Here is an 18,217-nt window from a genome sequence, read left to right on the forward strand (position 1 = left end):
GATTTCAACCGATAAATTTGAGTTCACGAAAAGAACGATTTTACCACGCGCGCTATATCAGCAGCACACTTTGAAGGCAAGTCTCTCCCGAATGAAAATCGGGCTTCGTTACGCGATTGACACATGCCTGTCATAAACTTTCGTCAAGCTTGCGACCTGTTCACAACACGTTGTTGCGCAGAAACAACGAGACAAATCCCATGCACCGTAATTGAGCAGTCGCCCGTCGTGCTGGCGTAGCGCATGTGGCAAAATGGCCGAGAAGTTAATTGCTTGTTTCACAATGCGAAACGAACGCGACAAATGCAGATGTTAATATTCTGCCTACACCCAAGCGAGGGCGCGCTGTTTCGCAACGCGAAGATTTTACCGAAAGGAAGAAAGAATATGAATAAATTGGCAACCCTGATGCTCGCCGCCACGGCAGCGATGGCAGGCAGCGCGTTCGCACAGAGCGCACCGCCGTACGCGCCGCTGACCACCGACATCCAGGCTCCGAAGCCAAACAGCGCCTACCTGCAGGATTCGCGCGGCGTGATCGTGCGCAATCCGAACGGCCTGTGCTGGCGCACCGGCTACTGGACCCCGGCCGACGCGGTCCCGGGTTGCGATGCGCCGCTGTGCGTCGAGCCGGAGCGCCTGGAAAACGGCAAGTGCGTCGCCCCGCCGCCGCCGGCCCCGCCGGCTGAAACCGCACCGGCCCCGACCCCGGCGCCGACGCCTGTTCCGGCACCGGTGCCGACCTCGGAAAAGGTCAGCTACTCGGCCGACGCCTTCTTCGACTTCGACAAGGCCGTGCTGAAGCCGGCCGGCAAGGCTTCGCTGGACGACCTGGTCTCGAAGCTGAAGGACATCAACCTGGAAGTCATCATCGCCGTCGGCCATACCGACTCGGTCGGCACAGATGCCTACAACCAGAAGCTGTCGGTGCGCCGCGCCGAAGCCGTCAAGTCCTACCTGCAGGGAAAGGGCGTCGAATCGACCCGCATCTACACCGAAGGCAAGGGCGAGAAGCAGCCGGTTGCCGACAACGGCACCGATGCCGGCCGCGCCAAGAACCGCCGCGTCGAGATCGAAGTGGTCGGCACGCGCAACACCCAGCAGCAGTAATCTCCCGCTGCCGGACGAAGAACCCCGCTGCGGCGGGGTTTTTTTATGCCCCCGATTTTTTTCGCAGCCTCATCCGTCGCGCCGCACCAATTCCGCTATCATTCCGCCATGACTACGAACGCCGACCCCTTAGAAATCCAGAAATTCAGCGAACTGGCCCACCGCTGGTGGGACCCGACTTCCGAATTCCGTCCGCTGCACGACATCAACCCGCTGCGCCTGGAGTGGATCAACGCGCGCGCGCCGCTGGCCGGCAAGAACGTGATCGACATCGGCTGCGGCGGCGGCATCCTGGCCGAATCGATGGCGCGCAAGGGCGCCAAGGTCACCGGCATCGATTTGTCGCAGAAGGCGCTGAAGGTGGCCGACCTGCACAGCCTGGAATCGGGCGTGGAGGTGCGTTATAAACTGATCGCTGCCGAAGACATGGCCGCCGAGGAAGCCGGCCAGTACGACGTGGTGACCTGCATGGAAATGCTGGAACACGTGCCGGACCCGGCCGCCATCGTGCGCGCCGCCGCCACCCTGGTGAAGCCGGGCGGGCACGTGTTCTTCTCGACCATCAATCGCAACGCCAAGGCGTATTTGTTCGCGGTGGTCGGCGCCGAATACGTGCTGCGCATGTTGCCGCGCGGCACCCACGACTACGCCAAGTTCATCACGCCGGCGGAACTGTCCGGCTTCGTACGCCAGGCCGAGCTGCAGGTGGATGGCCTCAAGGGCCTGACCTACAACCCGCTGACCAAGATCTACTCGTTGAACCAGGATACCGGCGTCAACTACATGGTCGCCTGCAGCAAGCCGGTGGCTTGACGTCGCGCCCCCGTTTGCCGCCGCCATCCGCCTCGTGAAATCCGCACCATGACCTTTCATTCCCGCCTGAGCGCGCCGCGCGCCGTCCTGTTCGACCTCGACGGCACGCTGGCCGACACCGCCCCCGACCTGGCTGCCGCCGTCAACTGGCTGCGCAGCGAACGCGGCCTGGAACCGACCCCGTACGCGCTGCTGCGCCCGACCGCCTCGGCCGGCGCGCGCGGCATGATCGGCGCCGCCTTCGGCCTGGCCCCGGGCGACGACGGCTACGAGGAACTGCGCCTGCAGTGGTTCGACCGCTACCAGTCCGCCATGTTCGTGCACAGCACGTTGTTCGAAGGCGTGGTCGAGCTGCTGGACGGCATCCGCGCGGCCGGCATGGAATGGGGCGTGGTGACCAACAAGCCGGCCCGCTTCACCGACCCGCTGCTGCCGCAGATCGGCCTGGCGCACGCCGGCTGCATCGTCTCCGGCGACACCACCCCGCACGCGAAACCCCACCCCGCCCCGCTGCTGGAAGGCGCGCGCCGCCTGGGCATCGCGCCGGAACACTGCTGGTACGTGGGCGACGACCTGCGCGACATCGAGGCCGGCCAGGCCGCGGGCATGGTGACGGTGGCCTGCAACTGGGGCTATTGCGGTTCGATCGATCCGGCCACCTGGGGGGCAGACCTCCTGCTGGACACGCCGGCGCATTTGCTGGCGGCATTGCGCGAGACGGTTGCCGCGCAGCATCCGGCCGCAGCCCTGGCGTGATCCGATCCGCGCCGGCCTGCGCCGGCGCCTGTCTTTCCCGGTTGCGCTTACAACTCTTTACGATTGATACAGCGCGCCGTCTATCTCCGAGACAGCCGCTCCAGTAATCTGCATCCATCGAACAACAGAACGATTCAGGAGCAGAGACATGGAAGCGACCAAGACCACTCGTATCCATCCGCTGATGGCAGCCGCCGCCGTATCGGTAATCGTCGTCAGCGCCGCCGGCACCGCCGCGATCACCGGCTTGCTGCCGAGTTCGCACAGCGAGCCGCAGGCAGCAGCGGCACCGCTGGTTGCCACCCAGGCGGCGCCGGCCTACGCAGCGGCAGCGCCGGCGGCGGCCCTGGTGGCGGGCGGTGTCGCACAGAACGCCCAGCAGCCTGGCTATGCCCAGCCGGTACCGACCGCTTACGTACAACCGCTGGTCGCCGCCCAGGCCGTGCCGGCAGCGGTGCAACCCGCCCCGGCCCCGGTGGTGATCAAGGAAACCATCATCAAGGAAGTGCCGGTCAAGCACGCGGCGCCGAAGCCGCGCCCGGTACAGCACCATGCCAGCTATGCGCGTGACGACGGTTACTACGCTCCGGCCCCGCGTCCGGCGCCGCAGCCGAACTACATGGCGATCGGCACCGGCGCAGTGGTCGGCGGCCTGCTCGGCAACCAGGTCGGCCACGGCAACGGCAAGAAACTGGCGACCATCGCCGGCGTGATCGGCGGCGGCATGCTGGGCAACCAGATCGCCAACCAGAACCGCTGATCGGCGCCACCGGCGCGCGTGCGAATCCTGCAGCGCGCCGTGAATTGCAGTACAATGATTATTCTTTCGTTGGGGGGCGACCTGGTTTCGACGTGGGTTGCAAAGCAGCGCAGGGCATACCGAGGACTGGTTACCTCGTAAATACATCCAGAAATCAATAACTGCAAACGATAACTCGTACGCACTCGCAGCTTAATTGCTGCTAGCTCTACACTACCTCGCCTCTGGGGTGGGCCGCAAGGCAAGTAGAGTCATTTACAGAGGCTAGGACTCGACCGGGTTACTTGGTCGCTTCCGAAATTTAAGGTAACTCGCTGGTATGCAGGGTGCACGTCCCCGTCGTATCGGTTAAATCAAAAGACAGTGCTAAGTATGTAGAACTGTCTGTAGAGTGCTTGCGGACGAGGGTTCGATTCCCTCCGCCTCCACCAGTATTCAAAAACAAAGCCCCGCCGGCGCAAGCCGGCGGGGCTTTGTTTTTGAATACTTACGAGCGAAAGCATCGAATCCTCGTCCGGTACGGACGAGGGGCGTAGCCGGGGTTTCTTGCCGCAAAGCGGCAAGCCGGCGAAGCGACGTTGCGCTTGCAAGCGCAACGGCTCTCCGATTCGCCACTTCACGACATCGCAGCGCGATGTCGCCTCCGCAGGCTACGCCTGCGGAGCCTCCCGAAGCCTATGCGCTTCCCAGTTCCCGATAAAAATACGTGGTGGCGCAAGACCCGCCCTGCGGCCACAGCGCATACCCCGGAATCGTCCCCACCCGCTGCCACCCCGCGCGCTCGTACAAACGCTCCGCATCCGCATTCGCCGTATCCAGTACCAGCAAGGTCTTGCGCAAGTCGCGCCCCACCCGCTCCGCCGCGTCCAGCAAGGCCGCCCCCACCCCCTGCCTGCGCGCGCCTGACGCCACCAGCATCTTGCACAGGTCGGCCCGGTGCCCCTGGTTGTCCGGCTGCGCCAGCGCCAGCTGCACGGTGCCGACGATCCGCTCCCCGTCCTGCGCCACCAGCAGGGCGCGCCTGCCCTCCTTGACGTCCTGCGCCACCGCGCGCCAGAACGCCGTCGCCTGCTGTGCTTCCAGCGGCTGCATGAACCCGACCGACGCCCCGCCCTCGACGCAATCGGCCAGCAATGCCGCCAGGCCGGCCAGTTCGCGCTCGGACACCGCCAGCACGTGGCGAATCGTGATGCTCATCTCAACTCCCGATGGTGGTGAGGACGACGGCGTAACGCGCCGCCAGGTCGCCCGGATTGTGGAAGGAATTCGGCTGGTCGAGCGGAATCGCCAGGCAATCGCCGGCGCCCAACCGGTACATCCGGGCGCCGTAGGTGACGTCCATCTGCCCTTCCAGCATCCAGATCTGCTGCAGCACCTGCGGCGAACGCGCGCCGGCTTCGTAGGTGACGCGCGCCTGTGGCGGAAACACGACCTCGACGATGCGCGTCGGCGTGTCCACGCCGCTGGGGGTGACATTGCGGCGCTGGTAGCCGGAATGCGGGTCTTGCCAGATGGCCTGGTCGGCGCGGCGCGCCACCGGTTCGACGGCATCCGGCGGCGCATCGAACAGCGAGGCCAGCGGCACGCCGAGGCCGGCCGCCAGCTTGTCCAGCACCACCGCGGTCGGGCTGGTTTCGGCGCGCTCGATCAGCGACAGCATCGAACGGCTGACGCCGCACTGGGTCGACAGCGCATCGAGCGAGATGCCCTTGGCGGCGCGCAGTTCGCGCACATGACGGGCAATCCGCTCGTTCAGGGATGAATTATCTTTCATATTGGATGCTATTGTCCAATATGATGGACGACGATGCAAGCGAAAACTGCATTCGTTGCATAGCAGCGTGGAAAAGGCCCACGCAATTCAGGACGTCGGCCCCGGATCGGTGCCTTCCGCCACTTGCAGCTCCTTGAGCATCGCATCATTGAACGCCGGCAGGTCGCCCGGATTGCGGCTGGTGACCAGGCGCGCATCGATCACGACTTCATCGTCGGTCCATTCGGCGCCGGCATTCAACAGGTCGCGCCTCAGGCTGGGCCAGCTGGTCAGGTGCTTGGCGGTGGCGATGCCGGCATCGATCAGGGTCCAGGGGCCATGGCAGATTGCCGCCACCATCTTTTCCTCGACGCTGAAGCCGCGGATGAAGTCGATCGCCGGCCGGCTCAAGCGCAGCCGGTCGGGATTGGCGACGCCGCCGGGCAGCACCAGCGCATCGAAGTCGGTGGGGTTGGCGTCACCCACATGCAGCTCGACGGTAAAGCGGTCGGCCGGCTGCAATTGATTAAATCCCTGCACTTGCTCGCCGGCCTGCTTGGGCGAAAGCAACACGACGGTCGCCCCGTTCCGTTCCAGGAAAGAACGCGGGCTGGTATATTCGATCTGCTCGACGCCGTCGGTCATCAGCATGGCGACGCGTTTGCCCTGCAAGGGTTTGGCGGTAACTTGCTCCATGATCGCCTCCGCATCATGCGATTATCAGACGACCATTCTAGGCGGCGTGGGCGGCGCATGGCGCACGGCCCATAGAGCACGATACGCAGATCAATTATCTGCTTGCGCTTACGCCTTCGCCGCTTGCAGTTGCGCCAGGATCGCCTGGTTGAACGCAGGAATGTCGTCCGGCTTGCGGCTGGTGACCAGCTTGCCGTCGACCACTACCTGCTCGTCGCTCCACTCGGCGCCGGCGTTCTGCAAATCCAGCTGCAGCGTCGGCCAGCTGGTCATGCGCTTGCCCTTGACGAGTTCGGCATCGATCAGCGTCCACGGACCGTGGCAGATCGAGGCGACCGGCTTGTCCTGGTCGCCGAATGCGCGGATGAAGGCGATCGACTCCTTCGACAGGCGCAATTGGTCCGGATTGGCGACGCCGCCCGGCAGCACCAGCGCATCGAAGTCGTCCGGACGGGCGTCGCGCACGTCGAGCTCGACCTTGAAGGTCTTGTCCGGCGTCAGCTGGTCGAAGCCTTGGATGTCCTCGCCGGCACCCTTAGGCGACACTAGCGTCACCTCGGCGCCCTGTTGCTCCAGAAAGGCGCGCGGGCCGGTGTACTCGACTTGCTCGACGCCGTCCGTCAACAGCATGGCGACGCGCTTGCCTTGCAGGGCTTGGCCCGAAATTTGCTGATTTTGTTGCATATGATCTCCTTGTTAGCGTGGATAGTAAGCTAGGTGGAGATTTAATTGTAAATTTGATGACATGTCGACGGCGCGCGCCTGAGGTCAATCGAAGATGGCCTGCCACACCATCCACATGTTGGCCAGCGAGATCACCACGAACAGGAACCAGGACAGCGCCGCCGTCCACCAGGCGTTGACGAAGCGCCCCATCAGGTCGCTGCGGCCGGTCAGGCGGATCAGCGGGTACATGGCAAACGGCAATTGCATGCTGAGCACGACCTGGCTGCCGACCAGCATCTTGCCGACCGCATGGTCGCCCAGCGTCAGCACGCCGACCATGGCCGGACCCAGTGCCAGGCCGCGCGTGATCAGGCGCCGCTGCCAGCAGGGAATCTTGAGCTTCAAGAAACCTTCCATGATCACTTGCCCGGCGATGGTGCCGGTGAAGGTCGAGCTCTGGCCCGAAGCCAGCAGCGCCAGCCCGAACAGGATGGCGGCCAGCGCCGTGCCGGCGATCGGCGCCAGCAAGGCGTAGGCCTGGTCGATGTCCATCACGTTGCCGCCACCCGGCTTGTAGAAAGCGGCGGCGGACAGCACCAGGATGGCGCCGTTGATGAACAGCGCCAGCACCAGCGAGACGATGGTGTCGATGCGCGACAGGCCGATCGCTTCGGCCAGGTGCGCATCGTTCTGCGCCGTCTTGCGCCGGATGATGCGCGTCTGCACCACCGACGAGTGCAGGTACAGGTTGTGCGGCATCACGGTGGCGCCCAGGATGCCGATGGCGAGGTACAGCGCGTCGCGGTCGGCCAGCTTCTGCACCGAGGGCACCAGGCCGGCCAGCACCGCCTGCCAGTCGGGTTTCACCAATGCCAGTTCCGAGAACAGGCAGATGGCGATCGTCGCGATCAGGCCCAGCACGATCGCTTCCAGCTGGCGGAAACCCTTTCCCTTCAGCGCCAGCACGATCACGGTGTCGAGCGCGGTCAGCGCCACGCCCACCGGCAGCGACACGCCCAGCAGCAACTTGAACGCCAGTGCGCAGCCGAGCACCTCGGCCAGGTCGCAGGCGATGATCGACAATTCCGCGAACACCCACAGCCCTTTCGCCGCGCGCGGGTGGTATTGCTCGCGGCAGTGGACGGCCAGGTCCTTGCCGGTGACGATGCCGAGCCGCATGCTCAGGCATTGCAACACGATCGCCGCCAGGCTCGACAGCACGACCACGAACAGCAGCCCGTAGCCGAATTGCGACCCGCCCTGGATGGCGGTGGCCCAGTTGCCCGGATCCATGTAGCCCACCGACACCAGCAGGCCTGGGCCGGCGAAGCGCAGGATTTTTTTCCACAACGGATCGGTTTCAGGGACGGTGACGGTGCCCGAGACTTCGGACGGACAGAAGGGCGCGGTGGCGGTGGTGGGGAGCTTGAACATGGGCGGGCAGGAGAGTAGCCGACGATTCTAGCGCAATCGCCGCGCATGCATGTGCCCGCCCGAAATCGAACAATCGGAAACGTTGCTCTAGTGAAACAAACCTGATGCGCCGTTGAAAGGCGTTGGTTCCGGCATTGCCGGAAACCTTCCCCGGGAAAGCGCAATCTGTCCAAGACAATATTGTTGACCTAAAAGACGTCGTTCCCGCGAAAGCGGGGATCCATGCAGAGCATCAGAAACCAGCCCTTGGAAAGTGACGCGGTATTCTCTGGTATCGGCATTCGGATGCGCTGTATGGGTCCCCGCCTGCGCGGGGACGACGGGGTCATTCCTTGTCGGTCCCGAGCACATGCAACCTGGTGCGCAGGCGCCGGATTTCGTCGCCCAGGTCGACCACCAGTGCCGCCAGGTCCTCATTGGCATCGAAGTGGCGCTCGATGCTCAGCAGACGGCGCGCGCGCTGCAGGTCGCCGCCGCGGAAGCGCCAACTGGTCACCTGTACCTCGACGCCGCCGGCCGGCTCGCCGAGTACGCCCGCATGCACGTGGCGCACCACCCAGTCCGGTTCCACGGCGCAGGCGCGCGCCAGTTCCTCGAGCGTGAGCGCGGCGTCGTCCACCAGCACCCCGGTGATGATGTGTGCTTCCTGCATGATCAAGCTCCTGTGCGTTCGCGTGGATTGAAAGCAAGGTCGCGCGCCATGGTCTCGTACAGTTCGCGCGCACGGTCGCTGGTCGCGGGCGGCAGCACCACGTCCAGCACCAGGTACAAGTCGCCGGCCTGCGCCGCCGGAATGCCGCGTCCCTTCAGGCGCAGCTTGCGCCCGCCCTGCGAGCCGGCCGGCACGTTCACCTCGATCGAACCGGACGGCGTTGGCACCGAGATGGCGGCGCCGAGCGCGGCTTCCCACGGCGTCACCGGCACGTTCTGGTAGACGTGGGCGCCTTCCAGGCGGTAGCGCGCGTCCGGGTTCAGCTGGATTTCCAGGTACAAATCGCCGGCCGCGCCGCCGCCCGTGCCCGGATGGCCCTGCCCGCCCAGGCGCAGCTGCTGGCCGGGCGTCACGCCCTTCGGGATGTTGACGCTGAGGGTCTTGTCGCGCGTCCCGGTGCGGCCCTGCGCATCCTGCTGCGGCACGCGCAGGCTGACGTTGCGGGTCGCGCCCTGGTAGGCGTCGCGCAGGTCGATGGAGATGGCGGCGTGGATGTCCTCGCCGCGTGTGTTGAATCCGCCGCCCATGCCGCCCATGCCGCCCGCGCCGCCCATGCCGCCGCGGCGGGCGCCGCCCCGGCCGATGTTGGCGAACAGGTCGGAAAAGAAGTCGCTGCCGCCGGCGCCGCCGAAGTCGAACTGCGATCCCCAGTCCGGCGGCGGCTGGAAGCCCTGGCCGGGACGCGGACCCTGCCCCAGCGCGTCGAAGGCGGCGCGCTTCTCGGCGTCGCCCAGCACGTCGTAGGCTTCGTTGATTTCCTTGGTCTTGGCGTCGGCATCCTTGTGCTTGCTGACGTCGGGGTGGTACTGGCGCACCAGCTTGCGGTAGGCCTTCTTGATCTCGTCGGCGGACGCGCTGCGTTCGACGCCGAGCACCTTGTAGTAATCCTTGTATTCCACGCGCCTGCTCCTGGATCGGTTTCTCGAATGGTAATGCATGCCCTCGCCGTATCGGCACACGGTTCGGATGCGCTGCCGTCATATTTGCGGGCGAGGATTGGCATTTCAACCACGCTTTTGTTCGAGGCGAACGCGGCTGCCAGGCATCGGCCGCCCCGTTGGGGTCACGGCCGTCACGCAATCCGAACAATTACTCAGTAAAATCACGGGTTTCGCCCGCCGACCCCGCCATGACGTCCACCACAGCCACCCGCCCCGCCGCTTCCCCCGTCCGCACCGAGATCGCCACCCTGTGGCGCCTGTCCTGGCCGATGCTGGTCGGCCAGCTGGCGACGGTCGGCATGGGCGTGGCCGACGTCGCCATGACCGGCCACGTCAGCGCTGCCGAGCTGGCCGCGGTTTCGCTCGGCACCTCGGTGTGGTCGATCATCCTGGTGACCGTGATGGGCGTCATGATGGCGGTGAATTCGGTGGTGGCGCACGAGATGGGCGGCGGGCGCTTCGACCGCATCGCCCATTCGGTGCGCGAATCGCTGTGGATGGGCGTCGGTGTCGGCCTGGCCGGCTGCCTGGCGGCCAATCTGTGCACGCTGCTGTTCGACCACATCGGCCTGGAGCAGGCGGTGGCCGACCGCGCTTCTCTGTTTCTCCACATCGTCAGCCTGGGCATGCCGCCGTTCGCCTGCTACCGCGCGCTGTACGGCTATACCACCAGCATCAACCAGACCAAGCCGATCATGGTCATCGCCCTGCTCGGGCTGCTGTACAACGTGCTGATGAACTGGCTGCTGGTGTTCGGCAATGCCGGTTTTCCGCAGCTGGGCGCAATCGGCTGCGCGGTGTCGACCGCCAGCGGCGTGTGGCTGATGCTGGGCGGGATGATATGGTGGATCAAGGTGTCGAGCGCCTACCGCGCCACCTACCCGTTCACGCGCTGGGAAGGCCCGAACTGGGGCGAGATCGGCGCCATGCTGAAGCTCGGCCTGCCGATCGGCGTGACCCACTTCGCCGAGGTGAGCGCCTTCGGCGTGGTCAGCCTGCTGGTGGCGCGCTTCGGCGTGGTGCAGGTGTCGGCGCACCAGATCGCGCTGAATTTCACGTCGCTGGTGTTCATGGTCCCGCTCAGCTTCGGCATCGGCGCGCTGACCCGCGTGGGCCAGGCGATGGGCGAAGGCGACGCCGTGCGCGCGCGCTTCGTGGCCTGGGTCGGCACCGGCATGTGCATCGCCTTCGGCATGCTGTCGGCGGTCGGCATCTTGCTGTTCCGTTGGCAGATCGCGGCCATGTACACGTCGGACGCGGCGGTGCAGGCCACCTGCGCCATGCTGCTGCTGTTCGCGGCGCTGTTCCAGCTGTCCGACTCGACCCAGGTGGCGGCCGCCTCCGCCATGCGCGGCTACCAGGTCACGCGCTCGCCGATGATCATCCAGATGATCGCCTTCTGGGGCGTGGCGCTGCCGGTCGGCTGGGTCCTCGGCCTGGCCCCCGGCTGGTTCCCGTGGTCGCCCATCGAGCCGATGGCGGCCACCGGCTTCTGGATCGGCCTGGTGCTGGGGCTGACGGTGGCGGCGGTGCTGCTGGCGTGGTCGCTGGACCGCTTGTCGAAGCTGCGGGTGCGCCAGGCTAAGGCAGTTGCCTGACCTCGAGTCCTTGCCGGTTGCCGCCCTTGCCCACCCCGGCGATTTCCGGCTCGTCGACCGGCATGCCGTCGGGGCCGAGGCGCAGCGGCGGCGATTCCGGTTCGCTGGCACGCGCCGGCACCGACTTCGGCAAGGATGACGCCAGCGCAAACAATTCCGCCTTGGAATTCGCGAGCACCACATTGGCATCCAGCCATAGCTGGTAATTGCGCCGCCCTTCCTTCCAGTCCAGCACCGACACGGCCTTGCCGGATGCGGCCTGCAGCACGATCAGGCGCGCCGGCAGGCCGTTGACGCGTTCAGGCTCATCCTGCGGGTTGCGGTAGCTGCGCGAGCCGTCGGCCGACATGTCGTGCTCGAACAGCGTCAGCGTGCGGCCGCCGGGCATGCGGAAATTGCGGTACAGGCGCGAACGTGCGTCCCCCATCGTTTCGCCCTGCGCGCCGAGCAGCTCCAGCCCGGCGAACGGCGTGCCGTCCAGGCGCACCGGCTGGAACGCCAGTCCCGCCATGGTCCACGCCACCGGCTTGATGCTGGATGGCGGCGCGAAGCGGGCCAGGTTCTCCTCGCACACGTGCTCGTAACCCCTGCGTGCCATCTCGGCGCGCCGGCGTTCCTGGAACGCGGCGAAGTCGGGCGCGTCCGGTGGCGGACCCAGGCCGCACTGCTCGTCGGCGGCAGGCAGGCGCTCGGCGCGCAGGCCGGGTACGAAGGCCACGGCGCCGGCCGCCGCGGCAAGGAACACGAACGACATCCAGTATGTGTGTCGCATGGAAAGCCTTTGCAGTCGATGACGCTCATCATAGCAAATCGCGGCTTGCATGAACGTCAAGAAAGGTTTTTGATCGCTCGCGCAGGACCGGGCCCAGCGCGATGTTAGCGTCTAACAAGGTGATTAGGAACACCCAGGCCGGCTGCATGCAGTGGACACAATGGCGGGCCAACCCGATTTCCGTCGCGCCAGTCCGGTATCACTCTGGCGTGGTCCCGCGAATTCCATTCATTTCCTGTTCAGTGACAGGTTTATTTGTTATGTAATCATTTACTGTTTGCATATGTGACCGCTAACACGCACAATAGCCGCTCACAACAACAACGCGAACGTCGCCGTCACGGACGCGATACGCAGGAGACCACACGGCAATCGCTCGGCCGGCGCCGCATGCGGCGATTTCCTCGCCGCGCCGTCGGCCTGGCCGGCTATGAGGCCATGCCCCAGCCGTGCCGGCCGGCGCATGCCGTCACCCATCCCTGCCATCGCCTCATCCGTACGCGTCTTCGCCGCTCGATTCTTTACAGAGGACTGGATGAGGCTGACTCCCCATAAGACACTGGCCGCGCTCGCATCGGCGCTGGCATTCGTTCCGGCGGCATTCGCCGCGCCGATGAGCACCCTGGACCGCAACGGCGCCTGGGTCACGGTCGAGGCCTACGGCCCGAACATCGTGCACGTGACCATCGCCGCCGACAAGGCCGAGGTGCTGAAGGGGCCGGGCTTCGGCATCCTGCCGAAGAATGCCGACAACGGCGCCTTCCGCCACGCCACAGGCGCCGGCGGCGACAGCTTCACCTCGTCCGGCATGACGCTGCAGGTGAACCCGGCGCCGCCGGCGCGCACCCCGAGCCAGGGCGAAAAATATTTCGCGCCATCGCTGGCATCGGTCGGCCTGAGCGTCAAGAACGCCCGGGGCGAGCAGATCCTCAACATGACAGGCTGGGAAATGTCGCCGCAAACCGTGAGCGGCGAAAAAACCTACCAGGTCGGCGCCTCGTTCAGCGCCCCGCGCGACGAGCACTACTACGGCATGGGCCAGAACCAGGAATCGCTGTCCGGCCTCGACCTGCGCGGCCGCGTGCTCGACTGCAAGCACTGGTACGACGCCCCCGCCGGCGAAAGCGTGTGCGTGCCGTTCATGGTGTCGTCCAAGGGCTACGGCATCGTCTGGGACAACCCGTCGGCCACGCGCTTCATCGCGGGCGTAAACGGGCGCACGGCGTTCCAGTCGAACGTGGGCGAGCGCGTCAGCTTCTTCGTCATCACCGGCAACAACTCGGACGAGTTGTACGCCGGCTATGCGCGCCTGACCGGCAAGACCCCGATCCCGCCCAAGGCGGCGTTCGGCTTGATCCAATCGAAAGCGCGCTACGACAGCCAGCAGGAAGTGCTGCGCGTGGCCAACACCTATCGCCAAAAGAAATATCCGCTGGACGTGATGGTGGTCGACTGGTTCTACTGGACGCGCATGGGCCAGATGGACATCAATCCGGCCGAATTCCCCGATCCGGACGGCATGAACAAGCAGCTGCACGACATGGGCATGCAGTCGATCATCTCGATCTGGCCGCGTTATGAAACCTCGGGCCGCTATTTCAACGAGCTGGACAAGAAAGGCTACCTGCTCAAGGACAAGGACGGCAAGAGCGTCGACGGCCTGCCGTTCCGCTCGGACCGCACCGGCGGCCTGATCGACGCCACCAACCCGGCCGCCCGCCAGTGGTTCTGGGAAAAGGCGCGCGACAACATCCTGTCGCACGGCTTCGACTACCCGTGGCTGGACGAGACCGAGCCGGACCTGGTGCCGGACGGCTTCTTCTACTCGATCGGTTCGGGCGACCGCTACCACAACCTGTTCCCGCTGCTGCACGTCGAAGGCGTGGCCGACAACATGCGTGCGTGGAAACCGAACAAGCGCGTGCTGATCCTGTCGCGCGCCGCCTACCTCGGCTCGCAGCGCACCGGCGCCCTGTTCTGGTCGTCGGACATCAACCCGACCTGGGAAGCGCTGGCGCGCCAGATCCCGGCCGGCCTGAACATGACCGCATCCGGCATCGCGCTGTGGGGCAACGACATCGGCGGCTGGCAATTCCTGCCGCAGACCACCACCGCCACCAAGGCGCCGCTGCTGGATCCGTCCGACGCGCGCGACGTGGTCGGCCAGAACCACGACTATCCGGAACTGATGACGCGCTGGTTCCAGTACGGCACCTTCCTGCCGACGCTGCGCTTGCACGGCGACCGCAAGCAGGCCGACATCTGGTCCTTCGGCAAGGCGGCGGAAACGATCATGGCGCGCTACGACACGCTGCGTTATCAATTGATCCCGTACATCTACAGCCAGGCCAAGTTCACCCACGACACCGGCGCGCCGTTCATGCGTCCGCTGTGGATGGACTTCCCGCAAGATCCGAACGTGGCCGACATCGGCACCGAATACATGTTCGGCCCGGCCTTCCTGGTGGCGCCGATCACCGAGCAGGGCCAGACCGAGAAAAACGTCTACCTGCCGGCCGGCAGCGACTGGTACAACTTCTGGACCAAGGAAAAGCTGGCGGGCGGCCGCTGGGTGAAAGTGGCGGCGCCGATCGACCAGATTCCGGTGTTCGTCAAGGCCGGCTCGATCGTGCCGATCGGCGCCGACATCCAGTCCACCGCCACGAAGCAGGGCATTGCCCGCGTCGAGGTGTATCCGGGCAAGGATGGCGAGTTCAGCCTGTATGACGACGACGGCGTGTCGTACGACTACGAAAAGGGCAAGTCGACCGTCACCAGGCTGCGCTGGAACGAGGGCAGCGGCAAGCTGAGCGCGTCCGGCAATGACAGCGGCCTGGCGCGTTCGCTGCCGGGGCTGGTGAAGGTGGTGGGCAAATAAGCCTGCCATTTCCAAACGGCCTGCACCGTCGTCCCCGCGCAGGCGGGGACCCATACCCAGCATCAAAAATTGGATGCAGTGCCGAATACGGCGCTCCATCCAACTTCGTTGCTTCGGCATGGGTCCCCGCCTTCGCGGGGACGACGTTTTCTTCGCTCAGGTTTTCCATCCGCAGCCCCCATATTTACAGCGTTTCACCCCCGACTCTGGTATCGTCTCGCCCGTTGCACATAACTCATCTTTATCCAGAGACCACCCAATGCGCCCTCTTCTGCTGCTCCTCGCCGCCCTGTCGGCCGTTCCCGCATCCGCGGAACGCCTGACGCTGGACCGAATCCACGCCGACCCGGCGTTGTCCGGTCCTGGCGTGCGCGCCCTGCGCGTGTCGCCCGACGGCGAACGCGTGACCTTCCTGCGCGGCCGCGCCGACAACCAGTTCCAGCTGGACCTGTGGGAATACAACATGAAGGACAAGACCACGCACCGCCTGGTCGACTCCAAGCAGCTGGTGCCCAACGAAACCCTGTCGCTGGAAGAAAAGGCGCGCCGCGAACGCGCGCGCACGGCCAGCCTGTCGGGCATCCTGAGCTACAGCTGGTCGCCGAACGGCAAGCAATTGCTGGTGCCGATCGCGGGCGACCTGTACCTGGTCGATGCCGACAAGCCGGACGGCGCGCGCAAGGTCGCCTCGGGCAACGTCGGCGATCCGAAGATCTCGCCCAAGGGCCGCTACGTCTCCTTCGTGCGCGACCAGAACCTGTTCGTGATCGACCTCACCACCGGCCAGGAACGCCAGCTGACCACGGATGGCAAGGGCACCATCCACAACGGCGAAGCCGAGTTCGTGGCCCAGGAAGAGATGGACCAGCGTACCGGCTACTATTGGGCGCCGGACGACTCCGCCATCGCCTACCGCCATTTCGACGAAGCGCAGGTGCCGGTGGCGCGCCGCTTCGAGATCTTTGCCGACCGCACCGAGGTCATCGACCAGCGCTATCCGGCCGCGGGCGACCCGAACGTGGCGATCGACCTGATGATCGTGAACCCGTCGACCGGCGCGCAAAGGAAGGTCGACCTGGGCAGCGAGAAGGATATCTACCTGGTGCGCGCCGACTGGAGCGCCGATGCCAAGACCCTGGTCTACCAGCGCCAGTCGCGCGACCAGAAGCGCCTGGACCTGGTGGCGGTGGATGCGGCCACGCTGGCCCAGCGCCCGCTGCTCACCGAAACGTCGAAGACCTGGGTCGCGATCAACGACGACTTGCGGTTCCTGCAGAAGCGCAACGCCTTCATCTGGGCATCCGAGCGCAGCGGCCGCAACCACCTGTACCTGTACGACCTGAACGGCAAGCTGCTGCACCCGATCTCCAGCGGCGAATGGGGCGTCGACAATGTGCTGGCGGTCGACGAAGCCGCCGGCAAGGTCTACATAGCGTCCAACAAGGATGCGGTGATCGACAAGCAGGCCTACGTGCTGAACCTGGACGGCAGCAACGCGTCGAAACCGCTGCGCATCACCAGGAACGATGGCTGGCACGAGGATGTGTTCGCGCGCAACGGCAAGATCTTCGTCGACACCTATTCCGATCCGAAGACGCCGCCGCAAGTGTCGATCCACCGTGCCGACGGCACGATGGTCGAATGGCTCGAGCATAACGAGTTGAACGCCAGCCACCCGTACGCCAAATACCTGCCGGACCACCTGCCGACCGAATACGGCAGCATCAAGGCGCACGATGGCCAGGCGCTGTACTACTCGATGATCAAGCCGGCCAATTTCGATCCGGCCAAACGCTATCCGGTGTTCCTGTTCACCTATGGCGGCCCGCATTCGCAGCGCGTGACGCGCCAGTGGGGCAATTATTTCAACCAATACATGGCGCAGCAGGGTTTCGTGGTGTTCACGCTGGACAACCGCGGCTCGTCGCGGCGCGAGCGCGCCTTCACCGACGTCATCTACGGCGAACTGGGCAAGCATGAAGTCGAAGACCAATTGACCGGCGTCGACTGGCTGGCGAAGCAAGGCTACGTCGATCCGAAGCGCGTCGGCGTGTTCGGCTGGAGCTATGGCGGCTTCATGACGCTGCGCCTGCTGGCGGCGGCGTCCGACAAGATCGCCATGGGCGTATCGGTGGCGCCGGTAACCGACTGGTCGCTGTACGACACCCACTACACCGAGCAGTTCATCGGCGCCACGCCGAAGGCGAACCCGGCGGCGTACGAACAGAGCGGCGTGTTCTCGCACCTGGACGGCTTGAAATCGCCGCTGCTGCTGGTGCACGGCATGGCCGACGACAACGTGCTGTTCACCAACACCACGCGCCTGATCGACGCGCTGGTCAACCGCAACGTCCAGTTCGAGCTGATGACCTACCCGGGCGCCAAGCACGGGATTTCGTCGCGCGCCGGCCAGCGCCACGTGTACGGCATGATCGAGGCCTTCTTCAAGAAGAACCTGGGCGGGACCGCGCCGAAGTAAGACAGCGATGCCACCGTGCCGGCGCCGGCTGCGCGCCGGCACCATAAAAAAACAGCCGCCGGCATGAAAGCCGGCGGCTGTTTTCATTTTGTTGGATGCTACTCCAGGACAAGCCCGGAGGCATCGCCGCGTACCTCCGGGCGTGGCCCGGACGTGGCGCAACCGATCAGATACGGTTGGCGTCGTCCAGCTTGTCGTTCAGCTTTTCCTTGGCATCGCCCAGCTTTTCCTGGGTCTTGCCTTCGACCTGGTTTGCCAGGCCCTTGGCTTGCTGCTCGGTGCTGCCGACCAGCTTGCCGGCTTCTTCCTGGATCTTGCCGCCGATATCTTTCAGTTTGCCGTTGATTTGGTCCGAATTCATGGTGATCTCCTTTGCAGTTGTTTCATACATGTGCCGTCGTGGCCATGTTTGATTTCATCTTAGGCGTTCCCTAGCACGGCTTCCGTGCGCGCTCGCACATAGCTCATCAATATCCGGGTTCGCCTGCCCCTTCTCCCGCTTCGAGCGCCGTGCATGGCGCCCGCCGAGGCCGCCTGCAGATGACGCGACAGGAAAAAAAACAGCCGCACGCGGCGGCTGTTTCTCGTGGCTGAACATGCGATCAGCGGGTGGCCTTGTCGGCTGCATCCTTCAGGTCGCCGGCTTTTTCCTGGACCTTGCCTTCGGTCTGGTTGGCCAGGCCCTTGGCTTGCTGTTCGGTGCTGCCCACGGCCTTGCCGAATTCTTCCTGAATCTTGCCGCCGATGTCTTTGGCTTTGCCTTTGATCTGGTCTTCGTTCATGATAAATCCTCCTGTTGGCTATGTGGCGTCGCTTCGTTGGTGAAGCGGCATGGGTCCACTGTAGGCC

General features: G+C 65.1%; 17 protein-coding genes and 1 other RNA gene. 8 read left to right on the forward strand and 10 right to left on the reverse strand.

The genetic code is table 11. The features are described 5' to 3' along the window. Nucleotides 1-387 precede the first annotated feature (387 nt). The 5 genes from ompA to ssrA all read left to right on the forward strand — a co-directional run bounded on the left by ompA (nucleotide 388) and on the right by ssrA (nucleotide 3,870). On the forward strand, nucleotides 388-1,110 hold the full coding sequence (ompA, locus tag HH212_RS01315) for an outer membrane protein OmpA (protein ID WP_169433742.1): 723 nt from the start codon (nucleotides 388-390) through the stop codon (nucleotides 1,108-1,110). A 108-nt stretch (nucleotides 1,111-1,218) separates the two neighbouring features. Continuing rightward, nucleotides 1,219-1,923: a bifunctional 2-polyprenyl-6-hydroxyphenol methylase/3-demethylubiquinol 3-O-methyltransferase UbiG gene (gene ubiG, locus HH212_RS01320; protein ID WP_169433743.1), complete on the forward strand. Its 705-nt coding sequence runs from the start codon at nucleotides 1,219-1,221 to the stop codon at nucleotides 1,921-1,923. A gap of 48 nt (nucleotides 1,924-1,971) precedes the next feature. After that, nucleotides 1,972-2,679: an HAD family hydrolase gene (locus HH212_RS01325; RefSeq protein ID WP_169433744.1), complete on the forward strand. Its 708-nt coding sequence runs from the start codon at nucleotides 1,972-1,974 to the stop codon at nucleotides 2,677-2,679. Between the two features lie 148 nt (nucleotides 2,680-2,827). Further along, nucleotides 2,828-3,439, forward strand: coding sequence for a glycine zipper 2TM domain-containing protein (locus HH212_RS01330; protein ID WP_169433745.1), 612 nt, complete (start codon nucleotides 2,828-2,830; stop codon nucleotides 3,437-3,439). A 72-nt stretch (nucleotides 3,440-3,511) separates the two neighbouring features. After that, nucleotides 3,512-3,870, forward strand: a transfer-messenger RNA (tmRNA) gene (gene ssrA, locus HH212_RS01335). Nucleotides 3,871-4,114: 244 nt separating this feature from the next. Here the strand turns inward: ssrA and HH212_RS01340 are convergent. From HH212_RS01340 to HH212_RS01370, 7 genes are all read right to left on the reverse strand, one after another. Next, nucleotides 4,115-4,636, reverse strand: coding sequence for a GNAT family N-acetyltransferase (locus HH212_RS01340; protein WP_169433746.1), 522 nt, complete (start codon nucleotides 4,634-4,636; stop codon nucleotides 4,115-4,117). Between the two features lies 1 nt (nucleotide 4,637). Beyond that, nucleotides 4,638-5,213: a helix-turn-helix domain-containing protein gene (locus HH212_RS01345; protein ID WP_169433747.1), complete on the reverse strand. Its 576-nt coding sequence runs from the start codon at nucleotides 5,211-5,213 to the stop codon at nucleotides 4,638-4,640. Between the two features lie 87 nt (nucleotides 5,214-5,300). Beyond that, nucleotides 5,301-5,888, reverse strand: a complete 588-nt coding sequence (locus tag HH212_RS01350) for a type 1 glutamine amidotransferase domain-containing protein (protein ID WP_169433748.1) — start codon at nucleotides 5,886-5,888, stop codon at nucleotides 5,301-5,303. A gap of 108 nt (nucleotides 5,889-5,996) precedes the next feature. Beyond that, nucleotides 5,997-6,572: a type 1 glutamine amidotransferase domain-containing protein gene (locus HH212_RS01355; RefSeq protein WP_169433749.1), complete on the reverse strand. Its 576-nt coding sequence runs from the start codon at nucleotides 6,570-6,572 to the stop codon at nucleotides 5,997-5,999. A gap of 84 nt (nucleotides 6,573-6,656) precedes the next feature. After that, on the reverse strand, nucleotides 6,657-7,988 hold the full coding sequence (locus HH212_RS01360; protein ID WP_169433750.1) for an Nramp family divalent metal transporter: 1,332 nt from the start codon (nucleotides 7,986-7,988) through the stop codon (nucleotides 6,657-6,659). Between the two features lie 325 nt (nucleotides 7,989-8,313). Next, the gene (locus HH212_RS01365; protein ID WP_169433751.1) at nucleotides 8,314-8,640 is read right to left on the reverse strand and encodes a chaperone modulator CbpM; all 327 of its coding nucleotides are present in this window, start codon (nucleotides 8,638-8,640) and stop codon (nucleotides 8,314-8,316) included. Between the two features lie 2 nt (nucleotides 8,641-8,642). Further along, nucleotides 8,643-9,599, reverse strand: a complete 957-nt coding sequence (locus tag HH212_RS01370; RefSeq protein ID WP_169433752.1) for a DnaJ C-terminal domain-containing protein — start codon at nucleotides 9,597-9,599, stop codon at nucleotides 8,643-8,645. A 230-nt stretch (nucleotides 9,600-9,829) separates the two neighbouring features. Between HH212_RS01370 and HH212_RS01375 the strand changes: the two genes are divergently transcribed. Beyond that, nucleotides 9,830-11,239 (forward strand): MATE family efflux transporter, encoded by a 1,410-nt coding sequence (locus HH212_RS01375; protein ID WP_169433753.1) that lies wholly within the window; start codon nucleotides 9,830-9,832, stop codon nucleotides 11,237-11,239. Here HH212_RS01375 and HH212_RS01380 read toward each other — a convergent pair. Then, entirely contained in the window at nucleotides 11,223-12,011 is a 789-nt protein-coding gene (locus HH212_RS01380; protein WP_169433754.1) for a hypothetical protein, read from the reverse strand. The two genes, HH212_RS01375 and HH212_RS01380, sit on opposite strands and share 17 nt — an antisense overlap. Nucleotides 12,012-12,546: 535 nt before the next feature. On the opposite strand from HH212_RS01380, the gene HH212_RS01385 reads away from it, so the two are divergent. Further along, nucleotides 12,547-14,889: a glycoside hydrolase family 31 protein gene (locus tag HH212_RS01385; RefSeq protein ID WP_169433755.1), complete on the forward strand. Its 2,343-nt coding sequence runs from the start codon at nucleotides 12,547-12,549 to the stop codon at nucleotides 14,887-14,889. A 259-nt stretch (nucleotides 14,890-15,148) separates the two neighbouring features. Next, nucleotides 15,149-17,368, forward strand: coding sequence for a S9 family peptidase (locus HH212_RS01390; RefSeq protein WP_169433756.1), 2,220 nt, complete (start codon nucleotides 15,149-15,151; stop codon nucleotides 17,366-17,368). Nucleotides 17,369-17,534: 166 nt separating this feature from the next. Here the strand turns inward: HH212_RS01390 and HH212_RS01395 are convergent, their stop codons facing one another. Both HH212_RS01395 and HH212_RS01400 read right to left on the reverse strand, forming a co-directional pair. Next, nucleotides 17,535-17,729, reverse strand: coding sequence for a CsbD family protein (locus HH212_RS01395; RefSeq protein WP_169433757.1), 195 nt, complete (start codon nucleotides 17,727-17,729; stop codon nucleotides 17,535-17,537). A gap of 241 nt (nucleotides 17,730-17,970) precedes the next feature. Next, nucleotides 17,971-18,150, reverse strand: coding sequence for a CsbD family protein (locus tag HH212_RS01400; RefSeq protein ID WP_169433758.1), 180 nt, complete (start codon nucleotides 18,148-18,150; stop codon nucleotides 17,971-17,973). Nucleotides 18,151-18,217: the final 67 nt, after the last annotated feature.

Source organism: Massilia forsythiae (genome assembly GCF_012849555.1).
GTDB lineage: Bacteria > Pseudomonadota > Gammaproteobacteria > Burkholderiales > Burkholderiaceae_D > Telluria > Telluria forsythiae.